This is a genomic window from Brevundimonas sp. (genome assembly GCF_041648055.1).
Lineage (GTDB): Bacteria > Pseudomonadota > Alphaproteobacteria > Caulobacterales > Caulobacteraceae > Brevundimonas.
In genome coordinates this window covers 15,481-36,028 of sequence record NZ_JBAZPS010000010.1, presented here as the reverse complement: position 1 = coordinate 36,028, position 20,548 = coordinate 15,481, and the positions used below count along the sequence as shown (strand labels likewise).

Annotated in this window: 33 protein-coding genes and 1 pseudogene; 15 read left to right on the top strand and 19 right to left on the bottom strand. The window is 66.5% G+C overall.

Annotation, left to right across the window (positions count from 1 at the left end; translation table 11 throughout):
• Positions 1 to 20: 20 nt before the first annotated feature.
• The 10 genes from WC585_RS14745 to WC585_RS14700 form a co-directional block, all read right to left on the bottom strand.
• Positions 21 to 212 carry a hypothetical protein gene (locus WC585_RS14745; protein ID WP_373258685.1) on the bottom strand — a complete coding sequence of 64 codons (192 nt, stop codon included), beginning with the start codon at positions 210 to 212 and terminating at the stop codon, positions 21 to 23.
• Positions 196 to 645, bottom strand: a complete 450-nt coding sequence (locus tag WC585_RS14740; protein ID WP_373258684.1) for a hypothetical protein — start codon at positions 643 to 645, stop codon at positions 196 to 198. Before WC585_RS14740 ends, WC585_RS14745 begins: the two co-directional genes overlap by 17 nt.
• Positions 645 to 1,106, bottom strand: coding sequence for an N-acetylmuramoyl-L-alanine amidase (locus tag WC585_RS14735; RefSeq protein WP_373258682.1), 462 nt, complete (start codon positions 1,104 to 1,106; stop codon positions 645 to 647). Before WC585_RS14735 ends, WC585_RS14740 begins: the two co-directional genes overlap by 1 nt.
• Positions 1,103 to 1,381, bottom strand: coding sequence for a hypothetical protein (locus WC585_RS14730; protein ID WP_373258681.1), 279 nt, complete (start codon positions 1,379 to 1,381; stop codon positions 1,103 to 1,105). The genes WC585_RS14735 and WC585_RS14730 overlap by 4 nt, the downstream gene beginning before the upstream one ends.
• Positions 1,378 to 1,614, bottom strand: coding sequence for a hypothetical protein (locus WC585_RS14725; RefSeq protein ID WP_373258679.1), 237 nt, complete (start codon positions 1,612 to 1,614; stop codon positions 1,378 to 1,380). The genes WC585_RS14730 and WC585_RS14725 overlap by 4 nt, the downstream gene beginning before the upstream one ends.
• A 2-nt stretch (positions 1,615 to 1,616) precedes the next feature.
• Complete coding sequence (locus WC585_RS14720) at positions 1,617 to 1,835, bottom strand: tail protein X (protein WP_373258677.1); 219 nt, start codon at positions 1,833 to 1,835, stop codon at positions 1,617 to 1,619.
• Positions 1,835 to 2,323 (bottom strand): head completion/stabilization protein, encoded by a 489-nt coding sequence (locus WC585_RS14715; RefSeq protein ID WP_373258675.1) that lies wholly within the window; start codon positions 2,321 to 2,323, stop codon positions 1,835 to 1,837. Before WC585_RS14715 ends, WC585_RS14720 begins: the two co-directional genes overlap by 1 nt.
• 162 nt (positions 2,324 to 2,485) lie before the next feature.
• Positions 2,486 to 3,499, bottom strand: a complete 1,014-nt coding sequence (gene gpM, locus WC585_RS14710) for a phage terminase small subunit (RefSeq protein WP_373258673.1) — start codon at positions 3,497 to 3,499, stop codon at positions 2,486 to 2,488.
• A gap of 40 nt (positions 3,500 to 3,539) precedes the next feature.
• Positions 3,540 to 4,574, bottom strand: coding sequence for a phage major capsid protein, P2 family (locus WC585_RS14705; protein ID WP_373258671.1), 1,035 nt, complete (start codon positions 4,572 to 4,574; stop codon positions 3,540 to 3,542).
• A 57-nt stretch (positions 4,575 to 4,631) separates the two neighbouring features.
• Positions 4,632 to 5,534 (bottom strand): GPO family capsid scaffolding protein, encoded by a 903-nt coding sequence (locus WC585_RS14700; protein ID WP_373258669.1) that lies wholly within the window; start codon positions 5,532 to 5,534, stop codon positions 4,632 to 4,634.
• 160 nt (positions 5,535 to 5,694) lie between these two features.
• Here WC585_RS14700 and WC585_RS14695 point away from each other — a divergent pair, with 160 nt between their 5' ends.
• The 5 genes and pseudogenes from WC585_RS14695 to WC585_RS14675 form a co-directional block, all read left to right on the top strand.
• The gene (locus tag WC585_RS14695) at positions 5,695 to 7,587 is read left to right on the top strand and encodes a terminase large subunit domain-containing protein (RefSeq protein ID WP_373258668.1); all 1,893 of its coding nucleotides are present in this window, start codon (positions 5,695 to 5,697) and stop codon (positions 7,585 to 7,587) included.
• Complete coding sequence (locus WC585_RS14690) at positions 7,584 to 8,666, top strand: phage portal protein (protein ID WP_373258666.1); 1,083 nt, start codon at positions 7,584 to 7,586, stop codon at positions 8,664 to 8,666. The genes WC585_RS14695 and WC585_RS14690 overlap by 4 nt, the downstream gene beginning before the upstream one ends.
• 69 nt (positions 8,667 to 8,735) lie before the next feature.
• Entirely contained in the window at positions 8,736 to 9,104 is a 369-nt protein-coding gene (locus WC585_RS14685; RefSeq protein WP_373258665.1) for a Com family DNA-binding transcriptional regulator, read from the top strand.
• The gene (locus WC585_RS14680) at positions 9,076 to 9,912 is read left to right on the top strand and encodes a DNA adenine methylase (protein ID WP_373258664.1); all 837 of its coding nucleotides are present in this window, start codon (positions 9,076 to 9,078) and stop codon (positions 9,910 to 9,912) included. The genes WC585_RS14685 and WC585_RS14680 overlap by 29 nt, the downstream gene beginning before the upstream one ends.
• Before the next feature lie 115 nt (positions 9,913 to 10,027).
• Positions 10,028 to 10,492: pseudogene (locus tag WC585_RS14675) on the top strand (DNA cytosine methyltransferase); the annotation flags it as partial.
• A gap of 49 nt (positions 10,493 to 10,541) precedes the next feature.
• Here the strand turns inward: WC585_RS14675 and WC585_RS14670 are convergent.
• A complete protein-coding gene (locus tag WC585_RS14670; RefSeq protein WP_373258742.1) occupies positions 10,542 to 10,781 on the bottom strand; it encodes a hypothetical protein in 240 nt (79 codons plus the stop codon).
• A 15-nt stretch (positions 10,782 to 10,796) separates the two neighbouring features.
• Here WC585_RS14670 and WC585_RS14665 point away from each other — a divergent pair, with 15 nt between their 5' ends.
• From WC585_RS14665 to WC585_RS14655, 3 genes are all read left to right on the top strand, one after another.
• The gene (locus WC585_RS14665; protein ID WP_373258741.1) at positions 10,797 to 10,952 is read left to right on the top strand and encodes a hypothetical protein; all 156 of its coding nucleotides are present in this window, start codon (positions 10,797 to 10,799) and stop codon (positions 10,950 to 10,952) included.
• Positions 10,953 to 11,136: 184 nt separating this feature from the next.
• On the top strand, positions 11,137 to 11,580 hold the full coding sequence (locus tag WC585_RS14660) for a LexA family protein (RefSeq protein ID WP_373258662.1): 444 nt from the start codon (positions 11,137 to 11,139) through the stop codon (positions 11,578 to 11,580).
• On the top strand, positions 11,577 to 12,839 hold the full coding sequence (locus WC585_RS14655; RefSeq protein ID WP_373258660.1) for a Y-family DNA polymerase: 1,263 nt from the start codon (positions 11,577 to 11,579) through the stop codon (positions 12,837 to 12,839). Before WC585_RS14660 ends, WC585_RS14655 begins: the two co-directional genes overlap by 4 nt.
• A 329-nt stretch (positions 12,840 to 13,168) precedes the next feature.
• Here the strand turns inward: WC585_RS14655 and WC585_RS14650 are convergent, their stop codons facing one another.
• Positions 13,169 to 13,492, bottom strand: coding sequence for a stability/partitioning determinant (locus WC585_RS14650; protein ID WP_373258658.1), 324 nt, complete (start codon positions 13,490 to 13,492; stop codon positions 13,169 to 13,171).
• The gene (locus tag WC585_RS14645; protein WP_373258656.1) at positions 13,476 to 14,156 is read right to left on the bottom strand and encodes a ParA family protein; all 681 of its coding nucleotides are present in this window, start codon (positions 14,154 to 14,156) and stop codon (positions 13,476 to 13,478) included. The genes WC585_RS14650 and WC585_RS14645 overlap by 17 nt, the downstream gene beginning before the upstream one ends.
• A 156-nt stretch (positions 14,157 to 14,312) precedes the next feature.
• On the opposite strand from WC585_RS14645, the gene WC585_RS14640 reads away from it, so the two are divergent.
• Together WC585_RS14640 and WC585_RS14635 are read left to right on the top strand one after the other, a co-directional pair.
• Positions 14,313 to 14,519: a hypothetical protein gene (locus tag WC585_RS14640; protein ID WP_373258654.1), complete on the top strand. Its 207-nt coding sequence runs from the start codon at positions 14,313 to 14,315 to the stop codon at positions 14,517 to 14,519.
• Positions 14,520 to 14,581: 62 nt separating this feature from the next.
• The gene (locus WC585_RS14635; RefSeq protein ID WP_373258653.1) at positions 14,582 to 15,019 is read left to right on the top strand and encodes a hypothetical protein; all 438 of its coding nucleotides are present in this window, start codon (positions 14,582 to 14,584) and stop codon (positions 15,017 to 15,019) included.
• Positions 15,020 to 15,024: 5 nt separating this feature from the next.
• Here the strand turns inward: WC585_RS14635 and WC585_RS14630 are convergent, their stop codons facing one another.
• The 6 genes from WC585_RS14630 to WC585_RS14605 all read right to left on the bottom strand — a co-directional run bounded on the left by WC585_RS14630 (position 15,025) and on the right by WC585_RS14605 (position 18,707).
• Positions 15,025 to 15,777 (bottom strand): hypothetical protein, encoded by a 753-nt coding sequence (locus WC585_RS14630; RefSeq protein WP_373258651.1) that lies wholly within the window; start codon positions 15,775 to 15,777, stop codon positions 15,025 to 15,027.
• 313 nt (positions 15,778 to 16,090) lie between these two features.
• On the bottom strand, positions 16,091 to 16,846 hold the full coding sequence (locus WC585_RS14625; protein WP_373258650.1) for a hypothetical protein: 756 nt from the start codon (positions 16,844 to 16,846) through the stop codon (positions 16,091 to 16,093).
• Positions 16,843 to 17,289 carry a hypothetical protein gene (locus WC585_RS14620; protein WP_304934818.1) on the bottom strand — a complete coding sequence of 149 codons (447 nt, stop codon included), beginning with the start codon at positions 17,287 to 17,289 and terminating at the stop codon, positions 16,843 to 16,845. Before WC585_RS14620 ends, WC585_RS14625 begins: the two co-directional genes overlap by 4 nt.
• 485 nt (positions 17,290 to 17,774) lie before the next feature.
• Positions 17,775 to 18,233 carry a hypothetical protein gene (locus WC585_RS14615; protein WP_373258649.1) on the bottom strand — a complete coding sequence of 153 codons (459 nt, stop codon included), beginning with the start codon at positions 18,231 to 18,233 and terminating at the stop codon, positions 17,775 to 17,777.
• 1 nt (position 18,234) lies between these two features.
• Positions 18,235 to 18,465, bottom strand: coding sequence for a helix-turn-helix domain-containing protein (locus WC585_RS14610; RefSeq protein WP_373258648.1), 231 nt, complete (start codon positions 18,463 to 18,465; stop codon positions 18,235 to 18,237).
• Positions 18,462 to 18,707 carry a YdaS family helix-turn-helix protein gene (locus WC585_RS14605; RefSeq protein ID WP_373258646.1) on the bottom strand — a complete coding sequence of 82 codons (246 nt, stop codon included), beginning with the start codon at positions 18,705 to 18,707 and terminating at the stop codon, positions 18,462 to 18,464. The genes WC585_RS14610 and WC585_RS14605 overlap by 4 nt, the downstream gene beginning before the upstream one ends.
• A 12-nt stretch (positions 18,708 to 18,719) precedes the next feature.
• On the opposite strand from WC585_RS14605, the gene WC585_RS14600 reads away from it, so the two are divergent.
• The 5 genes from WC585_RS14600 to WC585_RS14580 all read left to right on the top strand — a co-directional run bounded on the left by WC585_RS14600 (position 18,720) and on the right by WC585_RS14580 (position 20,472).
• Positions 18,720 to 19,145 carry a hypothetical protein gene (locus tag WC585_RS14600; RefSeq protein ID WP_373258645.1) on the top strand — a complete coding sequence of 142 codons (426 nt, stop codon included), beginning with the start codon at positions 18,720 to 18,722 and terminating at the stop codon, positions 19,143 to 19,145.
• 211 nt (positions 19,146 to 19,356) lie between these two features.
• The gene (locus WC585_RS14595) at positions 19,357 to 19,563 is read left to right on the top strand and encodes a hypothetical protein (protein WP_373258644.1); all 207 of its coding nucleotides are present in this window, start codon (positions 19,357 to 19,359) and stop codon (positions 19,561 to 19,563) included.
• Complete coding sequence (locus WC585_RS14590; RefSeq protein WP_373258643.1) at positions 19,563 to 19,919, top strand: hypothetical protein; 357 nt, start codon at positions 19,563 to 19,565, stop codon at positions 19,917 to 19,919. Before WC585_RS14595 ends, WC585_RS14590 begins: the two co-directional genes overlap by 1 nt.
• Positions 19,916 to 20,248: a hypothetical protein gene (locus WC585_RS14585; RefSeq protein ID WP_373258641.1), complete on the top strand. Its 333-nt coding sequence runs from the start codon at positions 19,916 to 19,918 to the stop codon at positions 20,246 to 20,248. Before WC585_RS14590 ends, WC585_RS14585 begins: the two co-directional genes overlap by 4 nt.
• Positions 20,245 to 20,472 (top strand): hypothetical protein, encoded by a 228-nt coding sequence (locus WC585_RS14580; RefSeq protein ID WP_373258640.1) that lies wholly within the window; start codon positions 20,245 to 20,247, stop codon positions 20,470 to 20,472. Before WC585_RS14585 ends, WC585_RS14580 begins: the two co-directional genes overlap by 4 nt.
• Positions 20,473 to 20,548 lie beyond the last annotated feature (76 nt).

Here is a 20,548-nt window from a genome sequence, read left to right as displayed (position 1 = left end):
GCTGCTTTGAGGCCAGATGGTCAATCCATAGTTCTTAGCCAGGCGTCCTCGTCGTCGTGTTCGCCCTGGTGGACATCGACAGCGAGCTGACGGGCGGCGTCGCAGGCGACGATGACGACGCCCCTAGCGTAGAAGGCCGCCTCGAGATCGGCCTGTGTCGGCAGATCGGGAAGACGCGGCAGGGCGCACGTCGCCTTAGCGGTCTCGGGCATCTCGCGGCGGGGCGGGGTCGGGAGGGCAGACGGCAGGACGCGCGTCGCACAGGCGCTCATACTCGCTGCGCAGACGAGCGCGGCGGTCAGGATCATGGTCTTGGTTCGCATCGGGTGCAGCCCTGGCTTGAGTGGTGAGATCGATGGCGATGGTTTCGGCGCGGCGCACCTGGTCGAGGGTGCGTTCGACCTTCGCGGTCGTGTCGCGGGCGCCTGCGGCCTCCTGGGTCCTGGCGCCGGCGTCGATCGTCGCCGTCGCCGCGCGGGTCTCGGCCGCGTCGGCCCGCCGCTGGACGGCGTTGAAGGGATCGAAGCGGAAGCCGACGCCGCCCAGGGCGACGACGACCAGCCAACCGAACGCGAGCAGCGCCAGGCCAGCCAGGGCCCAACCCCATGGCGAGGCGAAATTGAAGGTGCGGGTCAGGGTCTTCATCAGCGCTGGACCTTGCCCTGCGACCACCACAGATCGACGTTGAATGTGGGGCATTCCTTGACCCACTCGCCGGGCGTGATGACGCCGTCGCCGTTGCGATCGGGGGAAAGGTCGCGGTGGCCGCAGATCCGCGAGCCCGGGAACTTGCCTTGGAGCTTGGTCAGCAACTCTCGCAGCGAGGCGAACTGCGCAGGCGTGAAGTTGATCTCGGCCTTCAGGTCCGGCTTTACTCCGCCGACCATGCAAATCCCAAGGGAGCCATCGTTATGGCCGGTCACGTGTGCGCCCATGACGTTGTCGGCCCGGCCCTTCTCGACCGTGCCATCGCGGCGGATGACGTAGTGATACCCGATGTCACGCCAACCCTTGGCCTTGTGCATGGCGCGGATCTCAGCGGCTCCTATGTCTCTGTTCGCCGGCGTCGCAGAGCAATGGACGACAAGCAGCTTCGCGGGTTTCATGACGGGTCTCCAGGGGGGCGGGTGAACGGCAGTCGGCCGCGGATCTCGGCGAAGATCCGCGCCAGCTGGGGTGAGCTAGGCGCGAGGAGGTAGTAGGTGACGACCAGGGCGAGCAGTCCGAGTTGCCAGAGGGCGACCAGCTGAAGGTCGGCCGCCGGCATGCGCCAGATGGTCCACCCAAGCAGGCCGAGCTGGATGGCGGTGAACGACCAGGTGAAGATGCGGCGGAAAAGCCATTGGCCTTCCGGCAGTGGATCCTGCGGGTCCGGCGTCATTGCGCCCTCCCCCGCTCGAGCTCCTGACGGATCCACGACACGTCGGTCTGGATCTTGACCAGGTCTCCGCGACGAAGAGGTTCGGTCGTGGCATGCAGCTCGGTCGTGCGGGCCTCGACCTTGGCTCCCCAGATCACGAGTCCGACGAGCTGACCGGCGAGCGCTAGGCAAAAGCCAAGCGCCGCCCAGGACGGCAGAGTGATTGATGCGGACTGGATTGGCTGGGCGGTCATCGTCAGTTCCACAGATTGATCATCGGCGTCGTCGCCGGCGCGGTGGCGGACGTCGGGAAAACCACAGGCGTTCCACGCGGGAGGAAGGGACCGTGGTCGGCAAGGTTGGGGTTGGCGCGCAGGACCTGCTCGATGGCCGGCGCGCTGCGGCGCAGGTTGCGCCAGCAGATCGCATCGACGGTTTCACCTTCGAGCGCCGTGTCGATGAAGGGGCCGGCCATCAGATCGCCTCTGCGATGATGCGCGGCCGGCCGAGGAAGTCCCGAACGGCGTAGGAGACGTTACGCTGGTGGGCGTGGACGTCGGCGCGAAGGGTTTCAACCCGTTCGGCGCCAGCCCCGGAGACCTGCGGCCCGAGGGCGCGTTCGCCGACGTCGGCCGCGACAACAGAATAGACGGCTCGGAACCAGCGCAGCTCGTAGTCGGACTTGCCGTCTACCTTCATTCGCCCCGGAACATCCGCCAGTTTGGCGTGACCGGCGGCTTCCTGCTCGGCTCGCCAAGCAGCAAGTTCATGGGCGATGTCGAGCATGGCCTGGCGCACGGCGTCGCGCAGGCGCTCCGTTTCGCCGCTGGGGACACGCACGGCGTCACGCACGGCGAGCAGGTTCACAGATGGCCACCAGCCATCGCACTCGATATCGGCCGCCGCGGGGTAGGACGGCGCGACCTGGTCGTCGCTGCTGGGAGGGGGGAAAGAGATGTTCATTGCGCTAGAGCGGGTCGGTTCTGCTGTGCCGCCTGTGGCGACGACATCTCTTTCGTTCGGTCGCGCCGGCTACGGCGGTGGGGGGCTGGTCGGACACTGCAGACGGGCGAACCCGCTGTTGTCGGGCCAGCCCCGCCGCCGAGCGCCGGGGGGCGAGCTGGTTCAGCCGGCTCCTTCGGAGGCCGACGGGTTCGGTTCGGTGGCGGCCGCCTCGATGGCGGCGCCCAGGGCGGCGACGGCGTCGGCGGCATCGGGCTGCGCTCCGGATTCATCGTCAGGTTTGCCCAGCGCCTTCTTCAGCCTGGTGACGTCGCCCTTGACGCCGACGCGGGGGTCCAGCTTCATCGCGGCCAAGTAGCGGCGCAGGGTCGCTTCCTGGCGCTGGCGCATATCGTCTTCGTCTTCGAGGTCGGCGCCCGCCATGATGGCCTTGCCGATCGCCTTCTGAAGCTTGGCGGTCACCTCGTCGGGCATGTCTGCGTCGACGCTGTCGATCAGATCCTCCACCATCGGAAGGACGGCGTGCGGGAACGCCTCGGCTTCCTTGTCGCCCAGGTCGTAGGCGGCGATAGCAGCCTCAGCGATCTGCTCGACGATGAAGACGGCCGGGGTGCGCTTGACGTGCGCCGGCATCTCCAGGCCATAGCGGAGGACATGCTCGGCCATCGGCAGGGCCGCCATGTAGTCCCCGATGTCGATGGTCCACATCAGGATGGTGGTGAAGATGGCGTCCAGCGGCCCGCGCTCGCCCCGGCCACCGGCGAGGACGCCGTTGCACCAGTCCCGATAGTTCGGGACCAGCTGACGCTTCAGTTCGATCTTGCGGCTTTGGGCCTGAAGGCCCTTCAGCTTGCGCTTGTCGTCCTGGAGCATCAGCAGGGTTTTGGCGGCCTCGCTCTCGAGGTTCGGATCATTGGCGGCGCTGACGTCCATGTGGACGCCGGCGGCGGCCAGCACCCGTCCAGCCGATGAGGCGATCAGGAACGAGCGCCGCCGCGCAGCTGGCGAGAGGCGACCCGGCGCGGGAGCGGGCACGGACGGCGCCGGCCTGAACGCAGGCTTGAATTTTGCGGGCTTGGCCGTGGCCAAGGCAGCCTCAACCTCGGCCGCCTTCTCAGCGGCCTGTTGTTCAGCGGCCGCTACAGCTCGGGCCTTGGCGCGTTCGGCGGCGCTCATCGACGTTCTCCAGGAGGTGGGTTGAGGGGTGGGACGGCGATTACTCGCCGTCCTCCGCGCCAACCTCGATGTTCTCGATAAGCAGGGCGAAGTCGTAGTTTTCGACGACGTAGGCCTCGTTGACCGACTCATAGGTCTCGACGCGGTTGCGCTTGGCGTTGTCCACGATCGTCTTGCGACGCGTGCCCTCCTGTTCGTAGATCGACAGGTTATCCAGGCGCGTGACCAGGATGGTGCCCGCCGGGAAGAACGGCACCTTGACCGCCTGCAGGCCGCCCAGTTGCTTCTTGGACAGGAGGATGTCGGCGGCGACCTTCTCGGTCGGCTTGTCTTCCCCATCGACCATGGGGAAATACTTCTCGTGCAGCAGGCCGCTGCCGACGATCGCCACCAGCTCGGTGTCGCCCTGGACCCATTCGGGCAGGAACTTCGCCACGGCGTCGTAGACCAGGGCGTCGAGGTTGCGATAGTCGCCGCCGGTCGGCGCCACGATGATCTTGTCGGGGGTGGCGCCCTCAGCGAAGACGTGCGTCGGGCGGTTGACGCGAATCTGCTGGAGCCAACCGATGTTGACGTCCTGAAGCAGGGGATTGGCCACGCGATCGGTCTGGACGGCGGCGATGATGCCGTTCCAGCCGATCATGATGCGGTCCCGAGCCTGCTGCTGCAGGGTCTGGTTGCGCATGCGGAGCTGGAAATCCTTGAACTTCGCCCAGAGATCCAGCTTGGCGTAGCCGACGTGGGTGTCGAAGTTGGTCTGCTTGCACTCGAACCGGTCGGCATCGAGCGTGGTCGGATCACGGGTTTCGCGATCGCGGGCGTTGGTGTCGGTGCGGCCAGCCAGAGTGCCGGCGACGCCCAGGCCGAGCTTTTCGCCAGACTGTTCGTCGACAGGGACTACATTGATCAGGCCCAAGAAGGCGGAGCTCTCGGCCTGCTTGTCGATCAGGATCTGTTGGACCGACGGGTCCACAGCGAACTGCTTCTCGCCGAGGACGGTGCTTTCAGCGACGCCGTTCAGATCGGCCTGGCGGCTAAGCCAGGTGGTGTAAAGGAGGCGGGTTTTCGTCTTCATCGGGTTCAGGTTCCGTGACGGGCGTCGGGAGGGGATCGGTGGCGCGAGAGGGGCGGATCAGCAGTCGGTCAGCTCTTGACCCTCGCCGCCGCCGGTGGCGGCCGGGCGCTGGCGATAGTTGCGGTCGGGCGTTTGCTCGACGTCGCGCTTGATGGCGGCGTGCTCGCTCTCGATCTTGGCAAAGCGGGCGTTGATCTCGCCGCTCTGCGTCGCCAAGGCCTGGGTGAACGACTGGCCGAGTTCCTTGAGGCCTGAGGACATGGCGGTAGCGAGCGCGGTCAGGTCACCGCCCGGGTTGGCGGGATCGGCGGCGGGCGGCGCCTTGGGCTCGGCGCCCTTCATCGCGGAAGTGAACTTGGCGACGATCCTGTCGATCACCGAGTCGGCGCTTTCGACCTGGGCGCCTTCCTCGGCGAACTCGATCGTGGTGGCGAAGGCGGCCGAGAACAGGCAGGTCTCGTGCTTCTTGCGGCTGTCCAGGTCGGCCTTGCGGATCTTGGCGAAGGCGTCGTCGGTGCGGGCGGAGAACTGCAGAGCCTCGGTGCCCAGCGACGCCGGGCTGTCGGTGGCGGCCAGTCCCATCAGATAGGCCTTGCCGGTCCCCGAGAAGTTGGGCTCGACCTCGATCGAGGTGAACTTCTTTTGATCGGCAGCGAGATAGCCCTGCAAGGTCTCGTTGCCCTGGATCTGGGCATAGAGCGCAACCCGCTTCTCGGTCTTGCCGCCGAGCTCGATCTCGTCTTCCTGGACACGCAGGGCGATGACATCACCCAGCGCCGGGAAAGGACCGGCGGCCGAGGCGTTGCGGAAATGCTCGACGTTGACGCGGGCGGTGTAGGTGGCCGGGTTGTAGTTGGCGGCCATGTCGCGCAGCCATTGCGGCTCGATGGTCCGGCCATCGGAGGCGGTCAGGCCGGCGACGGCGATGCGGGTGAACTTGGTCGTCAGCTTCTTGGACATCGGGCCTCGGGCGATCTGCAGAGCGGCCGGGCGACCCGGCGAATGAGGCTGCAGATCACCGCCTGATCGCCTTCCGTCTCAAGGCAGGCCTGTTGTGCGGGCGCGTCTGACAACACGCGGCCGTCAGACGGCGGCGGGCGCGCCGTTAGCGTCCGCCGCGATGAGGACCAGGTCGAAAAAGACGGAGACGCCCAGCGGGGGCAGCGACGACCTGGGCGCGTTGCTGGCCGCCATGGGTGGTTTCGCCTTCCCGGTCGCGGCCATGCTCGACGAGCGGCGGGCCGCGAAGTTCCTCTACTGGTCGATGTGGCGGCCGACCGACATCGCCGGCCTGCTGAAGGTGCCCGAGAACACCGTCGCCAGCTGGAAAAGCCGCGACAAGTGGGACGAGGCCGGGCCGATCGAGCGGATGGCCGGGGTCACCGAGGCGCGATACGTCGCCCTAACGATGAAGGCCACCAAGACGGGCGCGGATCTCAAGGAGATCGACGCCCTGCTCCGCGCGGCCGAGCGCTTGGCCCGCCTTCGCCGCTACATGGACGGCGGGAACGAAGGCGACATCAACCCGAAGGTCGCCAACCGAAACGCTGGGCCGAAGAAGAAGCCCGAGCGCAACCGCATCACGCCCGACCAGGTCGAAATCCTGAAGGCGACGATGCTGAAGCGGATGTTCGGCTACCAACGCACCTGGTGGTCGAAGTCGGACCTGCGCTCGCGCATGATCCTGAAGAGCCGCCAGATCGGCGCGACCTACTATTTCGCGCTTGAGGCCCTGATCAAGGCGCTGGAGACCGGGCACAACCAGATCTTCCTATCGGCTTCCAAAAATCAGGCGCACGTCTTCAAGGGCTATATCCGCGCCTTCGTCATGGAGGTGATCGGCGTCGAGCTGAGCGGCGACCCGATCATCATTGATCGGGGTCACGACGACGACGGCGTCCTGCTCGAGCAGCCGCAGCTGATCTTCCTGGGCACCAATGCCCGGACGGCGCAGGGCTATCACGGCGATTTCTACTTCGACGAATTCTTCTGGGTGTTCGGTTTCGAGACCCTGAAGAAGGTCGCCAGCGGCATGGCGATGCAGAAGAAGTATCGCAAGACCTACTTCAGCACGCCCAGCTCCGTCACCCACGAGGCCTACGCTTTCTGGACGGGCCTGGAGTGGAACCGCAAACGCGCCAAGGACAGGCGGCGCGACTTCGACGTCAGTTGGAACGCCACCAAGGACGGGCAGATGGGCGCCGACCGGATCTGGCGCCACACCGTCACGATCGAGGACGCCGAGGCCCAGGGCTGCGACCTGTTCGACATCGAGGATCTGCGCGACGAGTATTCGGGGCCGGAGTTCGACAATCTGCTGATGTGCGGGTTTGTCGATGACACCCTGAGCGTCTTCCCGATGACGTCGCTGTCGCCGTGCATGGTCGACGGCGAGGACGCCTGGGCCGACGTCGACATGGCCCGCATCTTCCTGGGCGCGGGTCGACCCTACGCCGGCGAAGTCTGGCTGTCCTACGATCCCAACGGCAACGGCGAGAACGCGGACGCCGCCGGCCTGGTCATCGTGGCCCCGCCCCAGACGCCGCGGGGCAAGTTCCGCGTCCTTGAGCGGCAGCAGTTCAAGGGCTCGGACTTCACAGAGCAGGCCGAAGTCATCCGCGCCTATACCAAGCGCTACCGCGTGACCAAGATCGACATCGATGGGACCGGCATCGGCGGCGCCGTGGCGCAGCTGGTGCGCGCCTTCTTCCCGCAGATGACCGAGCACCGATATGACCCGATCCTGAAGACCCAGATGGTCTACAAGGCGCTGGACGTCATCGGGAAGCACCGCCTCGAATATCACGTCGATTTCCGAGACCTGACTGGCGCCCTGCTATCGATCCGCCGGACCCTGACCGCTAGCGGGCGCCACGTCACCTATGAGGCCAGCCGCACCAAGGACAGCGGCCACGCCGACCTGGCCTGGGCGCTGTTCCAGGCCCTGTTCAACGAACCGCTCGCCGCCGGCATCGGCGGGGCGACCCGATCCAGTGTGGAGATTTCAGAATGACAACGGCCCTGCCCTCGCGCGGCCGCGCCCTGGCGCGCGCTCGCACCGCCGCCGGCTTCAGCCGGGCCATCGAGGGCGAAGTCCAGCCGGCGGCGACGTCGGCCGCGCCCATGGCGTTCAGCCTGGGCGATCCGGAGCCGGTGTTGAACCGCCGCGAGTTCATGGACCACCTGGAATGCTGGCCCGTCCAGGGCGTCGGCGGCCGATACTACGCGCCGCCCGTGTCGCGCGATCTGCTGAGCAAGACCGCCAACGTCACCTCGCACCACTCCAGCGCCTTCCGCGTGAAGGTCAATCAGCTGTTGCGGGACTTCATCCCCTCCCCCGTCCTGGACCTGCAGACGTTCGAGGGCCTGGTGCTGGATCACCTGGTGTTCGGCGATTACTTCGTGGAACGTGTGAACAATCTCGCCGGTCGGCCGATGAAGCTGAAGCGGAGCCTGGCACGATACACCCGCGCCGGCGTCGATCCTGGTCAGTTCGTCTTCCTGTCCGGTTTCATGAAGGAGCATTGGTTCGACCGCGACGCCGTGTTCCATGGGATGCAGCCCTGGCTGGACCAGGAAATCTACGGCATGCCCGAATACCTGGGCGGCCTGCAGTCCGCGTTCCTGAACGAGGGCGCGACGCTGTTCCGCCGACGCTATTTCCTGAACGGCGCGCACGCCGGCTTCGTGATGTATGTCGGCAAGGGCGGCCTGGCTGAAGACGACGCCGACAAGATCCGCTCGGCCATCCGCGACACCAAGGGCGTCGGCAACTTCAAGAGCCTGTTCCTTCACCTTCCGCAGGGCGAGAAGGATTCGGTGCAGATCCTGCACCCCGGCGAGGCGGCGGCAAAGGACGAGTTCGTCGGCATCAAGAACATCACCCGCGACGACGTCCTGGCGGCGCACCGCGTGCCGCCCCAGCTGCTGGGCATCATCCCGCAGACCGCCGGCGGGTTCGGCGACGTCGAGAAAGCCGAATGGGTATTCTATCTGACCGAGATCATCCCGCTGCAGCACCGCTTCCGGGCGATCAACGACTGGCTGGGCGCTGAGGTGGTTCGGTTCCGGGAGCGCACGCCCAAGACCTAGGGCTGTTGTCGGATGCACCCGCACAACAGGGCCGACTAGCCTGCGGGGAACGCATTTCCGATCAGGGCCATGCCCTCGTCTTTGGAGGCGGGGGCCGGGTGTTTGCCGCACCCGAGCCGCCGAGAACTAGCTCAGCACGTCGGGGGGTGCACGCCCCCTTCGCCCCGCCACCGGCCTGACCGGCAGGGGCTCGCTTGGGTTGAGTCTCATATGACTGCAAAGGTTTTTTCCGTCTCGCGCGAGGCGGTTCGCTGCGCCAGCTGTTCGGCGCTGCTGTTCAAATCCGAACCCGGCGCCCTCGCCGGCGTCGTCGAAATCAAGTGCCGGCGCTGCTCGGCCTTGAACGTCTTGAGGCCCTCGAGCCCTAACCCGATCGCCACCAGAGCGGCCGAAGAACGGAACGAGCACCATGGCTCGAGATTCCGGGGGTCTGCATGACCCCCATGGGACAGGGCTGACGCCCGTCGATCCCGCAAAGCCTGTCGCCCCCTACATCGGCGGCAAGCGCAACCTGGCGCGTCGCCTCACCGCCCAGATCGAGGCGACGCCGCACACCCTCTACATCGAGCCCTTCGTGGGCATGGGCGGCGTCTTCTTCCGCCGGCGCCTTCGCCCGCGATGCGAGATCATCAACGACCTGTCTGGCGACGTCGCCAACCTGTTTCGGTGCATGCGCTCGCATCCGGGCGCCCTGGTCGAGCTGGTCAGCCTGCAGCTGCAGGCCCGCGCCGACTTCGACCGGCATATGCGCGAGGATTCAACGACCTTGACGGACCTTCAGCGCGCCGCGCGGTTCGTCTATCTTCAGCGCACGGCCTTCGGCGGCAAGGTCAGCGGCCGAAGCTTCGGCGTCCGGACCGACGGGCCGAGCCGATTCCGAGCCAGCGAGGTCGGCGCGGATCTGATCGCCGCGGCCCGGCGCCTCGAAGGCGTCACCATCGAGCAGCTGCCCTGGGCCGACTGCATCGCGCGATACGACCGCGCCGGCGCGCTGTTCTACATCGATCCGCCCTATTTCGGCTGCGAGACCGACTACGGCGCCGACCTGTTCGGCCGGGGTGAGTTCGCCGCCATGGCCGAGCAGCTGGGCCGTCTGAAGGGCCGGTTCATCCTGTCGCTGAACGACCGGCCGGAAGTGCGCGAGATCTTCGCCGCCTTCGACATCGAGGCGGTCGACACCCACTACGGCCTCGCCGGCGGCGGCGCCCGCCCCGCGCGCGAGGTCATCATCACCGGCGGCGGCTGACGTCGCCGGCGACGCCCTCCCCGGCAGACCTGGTCGGGGAGGCGCGCTTTCACCTTTCGAGGCCCCGAGCCCCCACCCGATCGCCAAGGAGCGGCCGAACAAGGGAACGGGCTTTGTGGCTCTTCACACCAAACAACAACCCCTCGCAGATCTGCGGGGACTTTCTCTCTGCGCCGGCTACGGCGGTCTCGACCTCGGGCTCCATATCGCCGAGCCCGGCTATCGCACTGTGGGTTACGTCGAGCGGGAAGCCCACGCTGCGGCCTCTCTCGTGGCCCGGATGGAAGACCAGGCCCTGGCTCCGGCGCCTATCTGGGACGATCTGCGATCCTTCGACGGCCGACCGTGGCGCGGCCGCGTTCATCTCGTCTCTGCCGGTTATCCCTGCCAGCCCTTCAGCCAGGCCGGCCGACGCCGCGGTGAACACGATCCGCGCCACCTGTGGCCCGAGGTCGAGCGGATCGTGCGCGAGGTCGGCCCCCGCTGGGTCTTCCTCGAAAACGTCGAAGGCCATCTGTCCCTGGGATGTCGGGAGGTCATCGGAGACCTTCAGCGCCTGGGTTACGGCGTCAAGGCGGGCCTGTTCACGGCGGCTGAAGCGGGCGCGCCTCACATACGGAAGCGGCTGTTCATTCTGGCCGACGCCCACGGCGCAGGATGCGGGCTACTTCCCGGACTTCGTCCTGGACGAGACCAAGGCGGCGTTCACGGGGCCATTCGATGCGAAGGCGGGCAGCGCGGGGCAGTTCAGCCTGGCGAACGCCGCGCGGATCTGGACGACGATCTTCAATCTGTTGCGGGGGCTGGATGCCGTTCCGGCGAAGCCCTGCCGCCGCTCTTCGCGCCACGTCCGGGTGAGTTTCAAACATGGGACCGGCTCCTACGTGACCGGCCTGATCTCGAACCCGCCCTTCTACGAGATGGTGATGGGATGGCCGATCGGCTGGACCGCGCCCGAGGAGCGGGTAACGGGGTTTGCAGCCTGGCTGCAGCGATCGCGTGGCGCACTCTCCGAGGCGCTGGCTGAACAGGACACCTGATAAGGTGTCTGGGCAACGGCGGCCGGCTGTCAACCGGCCGCCGATTTGTAAACCGCCCCGCCGTTTGTAAACCGAGCCGATCCACAAAAAGGGAACATTCCGCGAACATTTTTCCTTTTCCTCGCATCACCGGCCGCGTAAGGCGCCCCCAGGGTCGGTTGGCGATCGAGAGCGAACCGTAGGCATGGCGACGAGGATCGGGGTTTCAGTCAGGCTGGGCGAAGGGCAGCCCCTGCCCTTCATGGGGGCCAGCCTATGCGCCGGCTTCCCGTCGCCGGCTGACGACTATCTGGAGGAGGCGCTGGATCCGGCCCAGCTGATCGTGACCAACCCGACCGCCACCTTCGTCTGGCGCATTACCGGCCGCAGCATGATCGGCCGGGGCATCAACGACGGCGACTATGTCGTGGTGGATCGATCCCTGGCGCCGCGCGCGGACGACGCCGTGGTCGCCGTCATCGATGGCCAGCCCAGCGCGAAGCGCGTCATCCGACTGAGAGGCGGCCGGCTGGCGCTGGACTTCGACAACCCGGCCATGTCGCCGCTTGTCCTGGACGAGGCGTCGGAGGCGATGATCTGGGGCGTCATCACCTGGTCGCTGACGCCGCACCGGCCGGCGCCGCGATGACGGCACGGATCTTCGCCCTGTCGGACGGGAACAGCTTCTATTGCTCCTGCGAGCGGGTGTTCGATCCCGCGCTCGAGGGGCGGCCGGTCATCGTGTTGTCGAATAACGACGGGTGCGCCATCGCCCGGACGCCAGAGGCCAAGGCCCTGGGGATCCAGATGGGCGACCCGTGGTTCAAGATCCGCGACCAGGCGACGGCCGCCGGCGTCGTGGCGCGGTCATCCAACTACGTCCTGTATGGCGACATGAGCCGGCGGGTGAACGACGTCTATCGGCGCTATGCGCGGGACGTCGAGATTTACTCGATCGACGAGAGCTTCCTGGACTTCACCAGCGACGCGGACGCGGCCGATCGGGCGCGGGAGATGCGGGCGACGGTCCGGCGCTGGACCGGAATTCCGACCTGTGTGGGGTTGGGCCCTACGCGAACGCTGGCCAAGGTGGCGAACCACCTGGCCAAGAAGCGGCCCGAACTCGACGGCGTCTGCGACCTGACCGACCCGGCGCGGCGGGACACCCTGCTGCCGAGCGTTGAGGTGGCGGACGTGTGGGGCGTGGGCCGGGCGTCGGCCGCCAAGCTGAGGGCCGTCGGCGTGACGACGGCGGCGGATCTGCGGGCCATGGATCCGCGCGCGGCCCGCGCCCTGCTGACCGTGACGGGCGAGCGGTTGGTGCTCGAGCTCGCCGGCGTCCTTTGCGCGGATCTGGAGCTGACGCCGCCGGTGCGGAAGGGCATCGCGGTGACACGCATGTTCGGGCGGCCGATCACCGACCTGGACGAGATGCTGGAGGCCGTGGCCAGCTATGTCGCCCGCGCCGGCGAGAAGCTGCGCCAGCATGGGCTCGCCTCGGCCGACATGACGATCTTCTTCCACACCGCCGCTCACGCGGCCGGCCCGCCTCGATCTGTCAGCGGGCGCGCCGCGCTGTGGTCGCCTAGCTGCGACACCACCACGATGATTGCGGCGGGGACGGCCGTCGTGCGTCGGCTGTGGGCGCCGGGCTTCAGATACGCCAAGGCTGGCGTCATGCTCGATGACTTGGTGCGGCCGGGCGCGACGACGGGTGATCTGCTCGCCGCGGCGGATCCGCGCCGTGACCAGCTGATGGCCGCACTTGACCAGGTCAACCGCCGGCATGGGCGCGGCGCCCTAGTGCCGGCGCGGGCCGGGCTGGCCAAGCGCTGGGCGACCAAGGCCGACATGCGAAGCCCGGCCTACACGACCAGGCTTTCGGAGACCCCGATCGCGCGGGCCTGAAGGCCCTCGCGCGCCCGCGAGGCCCCAAGGGCCGCCGACGCCCGCCGATCCCCCCAGGCCCGCGCTTTTCCCCCCGCCTCGCCTGGCCGCTTTATGGGTCGCAATTATTGCACTTCACCAGTCCCGCCGGATCCTTGTCCGCCTGGGCTGGATTAGGCGCTCGCTGGGGGGCTCCGGTCTTGCAGTTTCTTGCGGCCTCGCCGTGTTTTCGGGCGCACACGTCCAACTGCCGATGAACAGCCGCTGATACCCTGCCAGCGTCATCGGCAAGTCCCGCGCGATCCTCGTGATCTCGTCATACTCGTCGAACCAGATCTTCGGCGGCTCACTCATTCGCGGTCCTCCAGCGCCTGCAGGGCCTGTTCGAACAGCACGTTCATGCTGACGCCGGCGGCGTCCGCCATATCGGCGAAGCGGGCCCTGTTCTCCGGCGTAACCTTTAGGTTCAGCTGGGCGGTGCGGCCGGTGCGGTGGCGGCGCTGGGTGTCGCCGGGGGCGAGCGTCGGCGCGGGGTCAGCGTAACCGCCCTCCACCGCGACGCGGCGAGCGACGACCGGATCCGGTCGCCGGATGGGCGCGGGCTGGAAGTCGCCGGCGTCGACGTCGTCGGCCGGGCCGGGATCCGCACCGAATGTCTTACGTCGTTCGTTCACGCTCTTGTCCCTTCAGCACCTGGAGGACCTCGGCCGCGAACGCGCGAGCGTTTGCGACGGCCTTCTCTGGACTGGATACCTGACGGCTATCCAGAAGCTCAAGTGTCCCGCCGAAAGAGAACATCGCGCGGAAGGCCTCGCGGTCAACCAGCTGGGTTTCGAAACAGGCCACCCCAGCTTCGGCCAACTCCGCCTTCAGGTGCTTCAGCGTCCGGGTCTGTATCGCGGTGCTGGTCTTGGTGAAAAGGATCCGCGTCGCGATCTTGCGGCGCGAAGATCGCTCCTGGTTGGCGACCTGGCGGATAGCGCGTTGCGCCTGGTCGGCGTCGAGCTGTGACGCCTGCAGCGGGATAACGACCAGGTCGGCGGCGCTGATCGCATGAGACGAGATCACGTTCGCCGTACCCTCGGGATCGATCAGGACGAACGGCACCCGGCGCGCGGCGTCGTCCAGGCGGTCCCAGAAGTTCTCCTCGGTAATGTCGCTGATGACCTCGATATTTTCGGGGAAGCCGGGCTGCTCCGACCAGGTCACGATCGGGTGGTTCTTGTCGGCATCGATGATGGCGACGCGGGCCGTCTTGGCCAACTGCGTCGCCAGCACCGCGAGCGAGGTCGTCTTTCCGGCGCCGCCCTTCGGCGACGACATAGTGATAACGGGCAAGGGGCTTACTCCTAGCTAGTAGATAGCTGGCGGCTATCGGATAGCCACTAGCTACTGGATAGCTGATCGCTAGTCGATAGCTGATTGGTAGTTTTTCGCGGACATTTTTGTCCGCGCGCCTTGACTGCGGACAAAAAAGTCCGCATAAAGACACCCATGAACCGCGACACCTTCCTTCGTGACCTCCGAGCCTACTGCAAGAAAGCAGGGCTTCCTTACCGTTTCGACGCGGCGCACGGCAAAGGCGGCCACGGCCGGGTCTACGTCGGAGACGCCTTCACCACGGTCAAGCACGGCGAGATCAGCAACGTCGTCAAACAGGGGCTGCTCAAACAGCTCGGACTTCCAAAGGACGCCTTCTGAAGGCGTCCACACCCAACGCAGCGGCCGCGCCAACGGCCCCATCCTCAAGAGAGATCGAGACCATGACCGCTTTCACCTATCCCGCCCGGATCGTAGAGGAAGCACCCGGCGAGTTCCTCGTCACCTTCCGCGATATCCCCGAGGCCATCACCGGCGGCGCGACGTTCGAGGAATCGTATCAGCTGGCGGCCGACGCCCTGGACGTCGCCGTCGAGGGCTTGCTGCTCGACACCCGTGACGTGCCCTCGCCCAGCCCGGCCGAGGATGGCGAAGTCCTGGTCCCGCTTTCACCTGCCGTCGCCGCGCGACTGTTGCTGGTCATGGCAATGGACCGCCAGCATGTGTCCGGCCGCGCCTTGGCGGAACGCCTGGGCAAGGATGAGAAGAACGTCCGCCGGATCCTGCAGGGCAAGGCCACGATCGACGCGGCGCTCGAGGCTCTGCGCGCGCTGGGGATCAGGCCCGCCCTTTCGATTGATGGCGACCGCGCAGCCGCCTGATCAGATCAGGCGGCCGGCTCAGATTCCTTCTGGTCAAACTCCGGCAGGGAGACGCCGGCGGCCTCGGCGGCGGCGGCGAATTTGGCCAGGCAGTGCAGGTTGGACAGCTGGCCGCGCTCAAGTTCGGCCTTTGCATCGGCGAAGGCAGAAGGCCGTGTATCGCCATTCACGACCAGGCCGAGCTTCTTCATAGCGTCAGCCTTGATGAAAGCGGTCGTCGCACAGGCATCGCGCGCTTCAATGATCGCCCGCCTGACATCACCCTTCGCGGACTTCGGCGGCTCAATGTCGCTCATCAGCATCATCGCCTGGTTGCAGTCCTCCTCGGCCCGTTGGACCGCCGGGTAGGCCGCATAGACGTCGCCGGTGCCGACGATCTCACCAGCGCGGCGCAGGGGCGTGTCGCACCTGGACATCACGACCTTGGCCGCGCCCCATACGGCGTTGAATTCGACCTGGGTCACGCCCTGCGGCGGAGCCTCCTTCGGCGCTGTCTTTTCGGCCAGCGCGGCGGCCGCCCCCCCGCGCGCGCCGTTCTCCTTCTCCGCTCGCTCGATGCCGGTGTTGAGCCCGCCTGGTTGGCTCGCGGCGCCAAGCAAAGCGCCGCAGAAGAAGGCGAAGACGGATCCACCGACGACAGCCGCCGCGTAACGCCGGCGGCGGATCCGCAGCAGACCCAACGGCTTCACCAGGTTGATCAAGCCGAACAGTCCAGCGCCGATCGACGCCAAAATGATGATAATCGCGACAGCTTCCATTCCATCCCCCACAGGTTGCGCCCTCTTCGCACAACTCTCAGCGTTCGGGCAATCCGGCGCCTGCCGCGTGCCCCGAAATTCGAAACCCCTCCGTCCTCGCCTAGCCCACATACGAGCGAGCAGACGCTGTCGGCGGCCGGTTGGCACGCGACAGCGTGGGTCAATGAGGCCGAGCACTGCTCGGCCCCCTGTTGTGAGGGGGAGAAAATCCGCCGTTGGCGGTCGTTGTGGTCCTGGGAAATGTTGTCGCGCGTCCTAGCGCGACGCCTTTCATCCCTAGATCATGTGGTCGAGCGACTAGCTCGACGCCTTCTTATTCTTGAATCGTCCGGATGGTCGGGTCTGGTGGGATTCGCGTTCTTTCCCCGCTAACTCCTCCGTTTCCGGCGACCTCCTGATCGACAACGTCTGAAAGACCGCTCAGAGCGCGCTCCAGGGCCCTTCGGTCGTCTCGCTGTCGCTTCTCCACCAGATCGCTCCGACGCCGCGCAGCGGGCAGCATTTGGCCCTTCTCGGCCTCGGTGACGTGGCGGGGGTTCGGTTCGAGACCGAGTTTCTTCCGGACCGCTTTGACCAGCTCGGCCGCCTTCGCCGGCAGCGCCGACCAATAGCGGTTCGACGTTTGGTGCAGCTGGGGTCCGCGCTGGCCATCGTTGCCGGTTTCGACGCAGCGCCGTTCCCAGAACAGGAAGCCGTGCTCGTTCAGCTGGTCCTTCCAGGCATGGACGACTTTCTCGGGGACGTTCTCCTGTTCGGCCAGCCAGGCGACCGATGGATCGACCAGGCCGAACCGGCTCTCGAGGCGGAGAAGGCGCTCATAGAACTCGACGGCGCCGGCGCTGATCGTTCCGGCCGCGCCGAAACGCTGGCCAGGTTTCCGGAGTTTCTTGCGGTAGGCCTTCAGGGCGAACAAGCGCAGCCACTGCTCCTTCTTCGAGAGCTTGCTGTATTTCTCCTTGCGGCCGTGTTCGACCGTGCGGCTGTTGCGCCGCGTGGGGTTAAAGGTGCGGCGGCCTTCCGGCTCAGGCCGTCGACGCCGGTGGCTGTGGTCGATCGGGACGGCCGTCATGTCGGCTCGCCTTCGACCAGGGGCTCGGCGTCCAGGGACGACCGCATGGAACGCGCCGCGTCCTCGAGCTTCTGAAGGCCGGCGGCCAGTTCGCGCTTCTCGATCTCGCTGAGATCGCCGTCCGCAAGGGCGTCCTTGGCCGCCTCCCACAGGCGGAAGGCCGAGATATGAACTCGGTCGGCCGAGGCGCCCACGCAGGCGAGTGCGTCGGCCCGGCTTGACTCCTTCGCCATCTCGAAAAGGAAGCCGGAGTAGACCGGATTCCCGCACTTCTTTTCCAGCGCCTCGATCACGTCGGCCGGCATGAAGGCCGGCTTCTCATAGTCGCGGTACGCATAGAGGGCGGATCGTTCGACCCGCGTTATCGGCTTGCAGCATGCATCAACGCCGCCACAGGCGTCGATAAGCAGGCGCGCCAGCAGGGTGTGCTGTCGTGCGTTCATGGTGGATTCGGTCCTTGCGAATCCGCCTGACGGCCGGTCCTTTCGGGGCGCAGACATGCGTTCGCCGAAGCGCTTCCCGCCCGGCGTTAGACATGAGCAATCCCGATGACCGTCCGTATGGCGGCCATGGTTGGCTGTGATGGGGGCAAGCCGTCCGCACGCGCCGCCTCTGGCGATCACGATCAGCGCTGCAGAAATCCGCCCCCGGCGGGTTCACAGGGCTGTCCGGCATGGCCGTCAGGCGGGCGAAGCGGGTGCTTTGCCGATGTGGGTCTGGCGCTGATCACGCTGGGGGGCCGGGCGTCGTTCTCGGTCCAGGCACAGCCTCGCCAGGAGCTGGTGACGGAGGGCGGTGAGACGCGCGCAGCGGCGGCGGCCGAGCAGCCGCGAACGGCCGCGCAGGCACGTCTCGTTAACCTTCGGGACGAATCGGGAACTGTCGTGAATCAGACCGGCGCCGTGGTGCGAAAAGATCTCGCGGCGGCTCAGCACTGTGTCCCTGCGTTGGCGGGGGACGCGGTACTGGACGAGGGTGTCCCGTCGCCGAAAGGCGCAATGGCTGTTCCGACTTCAGCGACGGGACGCTCGATCACGGAGAGAGGCGGCTCACGCGTCGAGATCTTGGAAAGGAGGTCCCCGTCATCGCTCCGGAGGGGGGCCGCTGGCATGGCGGTTGCGATGACGGGGCTCTCGCCAGCGCCGGTCAGGCTGACGGTGGCGAGGGGGTGCTCGATGCAGAAATCGGTCGAGCCGAGATCCACGCCGAGGAAGACGAACTTGGGCGGGGCCGCAGCGATCTCATCCAGGATCTGGATGGTCTCGAGCGGCGTGAGCGCAAGGCCCAAGAGGGCGACGGGCGACACGAACGGCTTGATGCATAGGCCGGCGCCCGCGCATTCGGGCCAGGCGCAGTCGTCGCAAAAATCCCCTCCCCTGATCTCCATCCTAGGACGTCCGAGACCTGTCGCCTTCGGCGAGCCATTCGGCGATCTGCCTAGGGTCGCGGTCCTGCTGTTCTGCGATCTGACCGTGGGTCCAGCCCTGGGCGTGGAGGCGAATCGCCTGCCGGCGATCAACCTCGGTGATCCAGCGCGTGAGGGACGGGCCGACCAGGGCGCCCAGGCCGAATGCGGCGAACAGCGCGATGGCGGCGAAGGCGGGCTCCAGCGGCGTCATGCGGAGATTCCGCCATCGGCAGGAGCGGGCCGGACCACACGGACATCATGCAGATCTGGGCGAAGGTCCGCGACGCGCACCGCGCCAGTGGTCAGCCGATCAATGGCGATCGCCAGCTCTGCCGAGACCCGTTCACGCTTAGTCTCGAGACGTGAGACATGCGCCTTCGACCTCAAACCGAGTCGGTCAGCGAGGACGCTTTGCGTCCAACCCTTTGATTTTCGCCACGATGGTAAGTCCATAAGGGCGGAAGTTTGGTTTTTCTCAACTGCGAGTCAAGCGGAATTGTTGAGATGATCACAAACGACCGCCGTCACCGAACAGGCCAGACTCGTTTGGTGGAGAAGAACTGGTTCCTTCAGCAGTGGCTCGACCACTTCGACAAGCGGCAGGCGTCGCTGGTAAATGAGCTCGGCTGGGACAAATCTCGAGCCAACTTCGTCTATCACGGGAAGCAGCCCTACCGACGCGACCTGGTCAATGAGATCGCCGCTTGGCTTCAGATCGAGCCTTACGAACTCCTCATGGACCCCCAAGAGGCCATCGCCATTAGATACCTGCGTGCCGCAGCGCGATCCATCTCGGAAGGGTCGCCCCTTCCCGCCTCCACGGATCCCGCGCCCAAGTCTGGACGCACGCCTAACGCCCGCCGCGCGAAGCCATCGGTCAAAGCCGCCTAACCTTTCGCCAGTGCTACCGTAGCGCAGCAACCTCACACTGAATGAGCGCATCCGCAGAGCCGTGACTCAGCGCTCCGTGGCAGCGCGTCAGTTGCCTCGAATTGATGCTGGATACGCGACCTGACTATCTGGGTTGGTTTTTCCAAACTTTGTAGTTGACTCATAATGTTTGGATTTGCCAAACTCCCCTCACGATTGAGGGAGAGAGCCGTTGGCCGCAACCACAAGCATGAAGTTCGTCGCCATCGCCAAACGCGCGGCGAGGGACGACGTCGAACAGGCACGACAGGCCCTGCTCCGGCTCCGCCACGAGTGGATGTCGCTTAGCCAGACCCTGGACGGGCAGACCTACGCACTCCTGAGCGACCTGGACGCCCTCGAGCGCAGCATCGACACAATCGCCCAGGGCGATCAGTGATGACCGCGACGCCCTTCCTGATCCGCCGTTACTGCAGCTGTGACCTGGAGCGGATCTGCCGCTGCAGTCTGCCCCGCACGCTGAGCGGCTGGACCGTCGGCAAACTAAGCCAGTTGAAGCTGGCCATGCGGGAACATGGATCCTTGTCCACCGCGGCGGCCGAAGTGGGCGAAACGCTTCACCGCGCCAACGTCGCCCTGGACACCATGCTGGGCAAGACGCCCACCCAGGCGCTGGCCGCCCTTGAAGCCAAGGCGTCCCGCGAGAAGTACCAGGCAGAACAGGAGGCCACGGTGCGGGCGCTGTCGTCTCCGGCAGTGCTGGACGCGGTGAAGTTGTTGAGGGCGGCCTCGTGAGGCGCTCGACCAACACGGCATTCAGCCTGACCCGCGCCCAGGTGCTGGCGACGCTGACATCCCATGTGCGCCTGATGCGAGAGACGAAGACCGGCGACGCGCTCGCTGACCTGCTGAACCTTGCCTATCCCGATAATCCGCCATTCCCTGATCTCGGGTTCGGTGACGATCTGACCACCATCCGCTCGAACGTCGAATCGATCCTGGACGGCTGGACCCGCGTCGGCAGGCTCAATGTGGAAGGCGCGACGCCCTATCGCGAAGCGGGCTTGGCGCTGGCTTTCGTCCTCGGCCGAGCCGAGGAAGCGGCTCAGGCGATGCCGTCGTGAGCGCCAGCATCAGCAAGGGCAGATTCCCGCTGCCGAGCGCCGAGGATATGGAGCGCTGCGGTCGCGGTGCCTACACCCCGCCCACAACCTTCAACACGCTTCTGACGCCCGAGCATCGCGAATTCATCCTGTCAGGATGGGGCGGCCAGGGCTTCGGCGTCCCGGTCGAAGAAGAACGCGCTATCGCACAGGCGGTAGGTGCGCTGCCGGCGGTGTGGCCGTGAGTGGCCCGGCGCCTATCGACTGCCCGCGCTGCGGATCCAAGTCGCTGAACCCAATCACGCTCGTTTGCAGCTGCTC

What these genes read in the sequence shown, in the direction of transcription:
- WC585_RS14745 (WP_373258685.1), bottom strand. Translation starts at nt 212, where the DNA reads ATGCCCGAGACCGCTAAGGCGACGTGCGCCCTGCCGCGTCTTCCCGAT.
- WC585_RS14740 (WP_373258684.1), bottom strand. Translation starts at nt 645, where the DNA reads ATGAAGACCCTGACCCGCACCTTCAATTTCGCCTCGCCATGGGGTTGG.
- WC585_RS14735 (WP_373258682.1), bottom strand. Translation starts at nt 1,106, where the DNA reads ATGAAACCCGCGAAGCTGCTTGTCGTCCATTGCTCTGCGACGCCGGCG.
- WC585_RS14730 (WP_373258681.1), bottom strand. Translation starts at nt 1,381, where the DNA reads ATGACGCCGGACCCGCAGGATCCACTGCCGGAAGGCCAATGGCTTTTC.
- WC585_RS14725 (WP_373258679.1), bottom strand. Translation starts at nt 1,614, where the DNA reads ATGACCGCCCAGCCAATCCAGTCCGCATCAATCACTCTGCCGTCCTGG.
- WC585_RS14720 (WP_373258677.1), bottom strand. Translation starts at nt 1,835, where the DNA reads ATGGCCGGCCCCTTCATCGACACGGCGCTCGAAGGTGAAACCGTCGAT.
- WC585_RS14715 (WP_373258675.1), bottom strand. Translation starts at nt 2,323, where the DNA reads ATGAACATCTCTTTCCCCCCTCCCAGCAGCGACGACCAGGTCGCGCCG.
- gpM (WP_373258673.1), bottom strand. Translation starts at nt 3,499, where the DNA reads ATGAGCGCCGCCGAACGCGCCAAGGCCCGAGCTGTAGCGGCCGCTGAA.
- WC585_RS14705 (WP_373258671.1), bottom strand. Translation starts at nt 4,574, where the DNA reads ATGAAGACGAAAACCCGCCTCCTTTACACCACCTGGCTTAGCCGCCAG.
- WC585_RS14700 (WP_373258669.1), bottom strand. Translation starts at nt 5,534, where the DNA reads ATGTCCAAGAAGCTGACGACCAAGTTCACCCGCATCGCCGTCGCCGGC.
- WC585_RS14695 (WP_373258668.1), top strand. Translation starts at nt 5,695, where the DNA reads ATGAGGACCAGGTCGAAAAAGACGGAGACGCCCAGCGGGGGCAGCGAC.
- WC585_RS14690 (WP_373258666.1), top strand. Translation starts at nt 7,584, where the DNA reads ATGACAACGGCCCTGCCCTCGCGCGGCCGCGCCCTGGCGCGCGCTCGC.
- WC585_RS14685 (WP_373258665.1), top strand. Translation starts at nt 8,736, where the DNA reads ATGCCCTCGTCTTTGGAGGCGGGGGCCGGGTGTTTGCCGCACCCGAGC.
- WC585_RS14680 (WP_373258664.1), top strand. Translation starts at nt 9,076, where the DNA reads ATGGCTCGAGATTCCGGGGGTCTGCATGACCCCCATGGGACAGGGCTG.
- WC585_RS14670 (WP_373258742.1), bottom strand. Translation starts at nt 10,781, where the DNA reads ATGTTTGAAACTCACCCGGACGTGGCGCGAAGAGCGGCGGCAGGGCTT.
- WC585_RS14660 (WP_373258662.1), top strand. Translation starts at nt 11,137, where the DNA reads ATGGCGACGAGGATCGGGGTTTCAGTCAGGCTGGGCGAAGGGCAGCCC.
- WC585_RS14655 (WP_373258660.1), top strand. Translation starts at nt 11,577, where the DNA reads ATGACGGCACGGATCTTCGCCCTGTCGGACGGGAACAGCTTCTATTGC.
- WC585_RS14640 (WP_373258654.1), top strand. Translation starts at nt 14,313, where the DNA reads ATGAACCGCGACACCTTCCTTCGTGACCTCCGAGCCTACTGCAAGAAA.
- WC585_RS14635 (WP_373258653.1), top strand. Translation starts at nt 14,582, where the DNA reads ATGACCGCTTTCACCTATCCCGCCCGGATCGTAGAGGAAGCACCCGGC.
- WC585_RS14630 (WP_373258651.1), bottom strand. Translation starts at nt 15,777, where the DNA reads ATGGAAGCTGTCGCGATTATCATCATTTTGGCGTCGATCGGCGCTGGA.
- WC585_RS14625 (WP_373258650.1), bottom strand. Translation starts at nt 16,846, where the DNA reads ATGACGGCCGTCCCGATCGACCACAGCCACCGGCGTCGACGGCCTGAG.
- WC585_RS14620 (WP_304934818.1), bottom strand. Translation starts at nt 17,289, where the DNA reads ATGAACGCACGACAGCACACCCTGCTGGCGCGCCTGCTTATCGACGCC.
- WC585_RS14615 (WP_373258649.1), bottom strand. Translation starts at nt 18,233, where the DNA reads ATGGAGATCAGGGGAGGGGATTTTTGCGACGACTGCGCCTGGCCCGAA.
- WC585_RS14610 (WP_373258648.1), bottom strand. Translation starts at nt 18,465, where the DNA reads ATGACGCCGCTGGAGCCCGCCTTCGCCGCCATCGCGCTGTTCGCCGCA.
- WC585_RS14605 (WP_373258646.1), bottom strand. Translation starts at nt 18,707, where the DNA reads ATGGACTTACCATCGTGGCGAAAATCAAAGGGTTGGACGCAAAGCGTC.
- WC585_RS14590 (WP_373258643.1), top strand. Translation starts at nt 19,563, where the DNA reads ATGACCGCGACGCCCTTCCTGATCCGCCGTTACTGCAGCTGTGACCTG.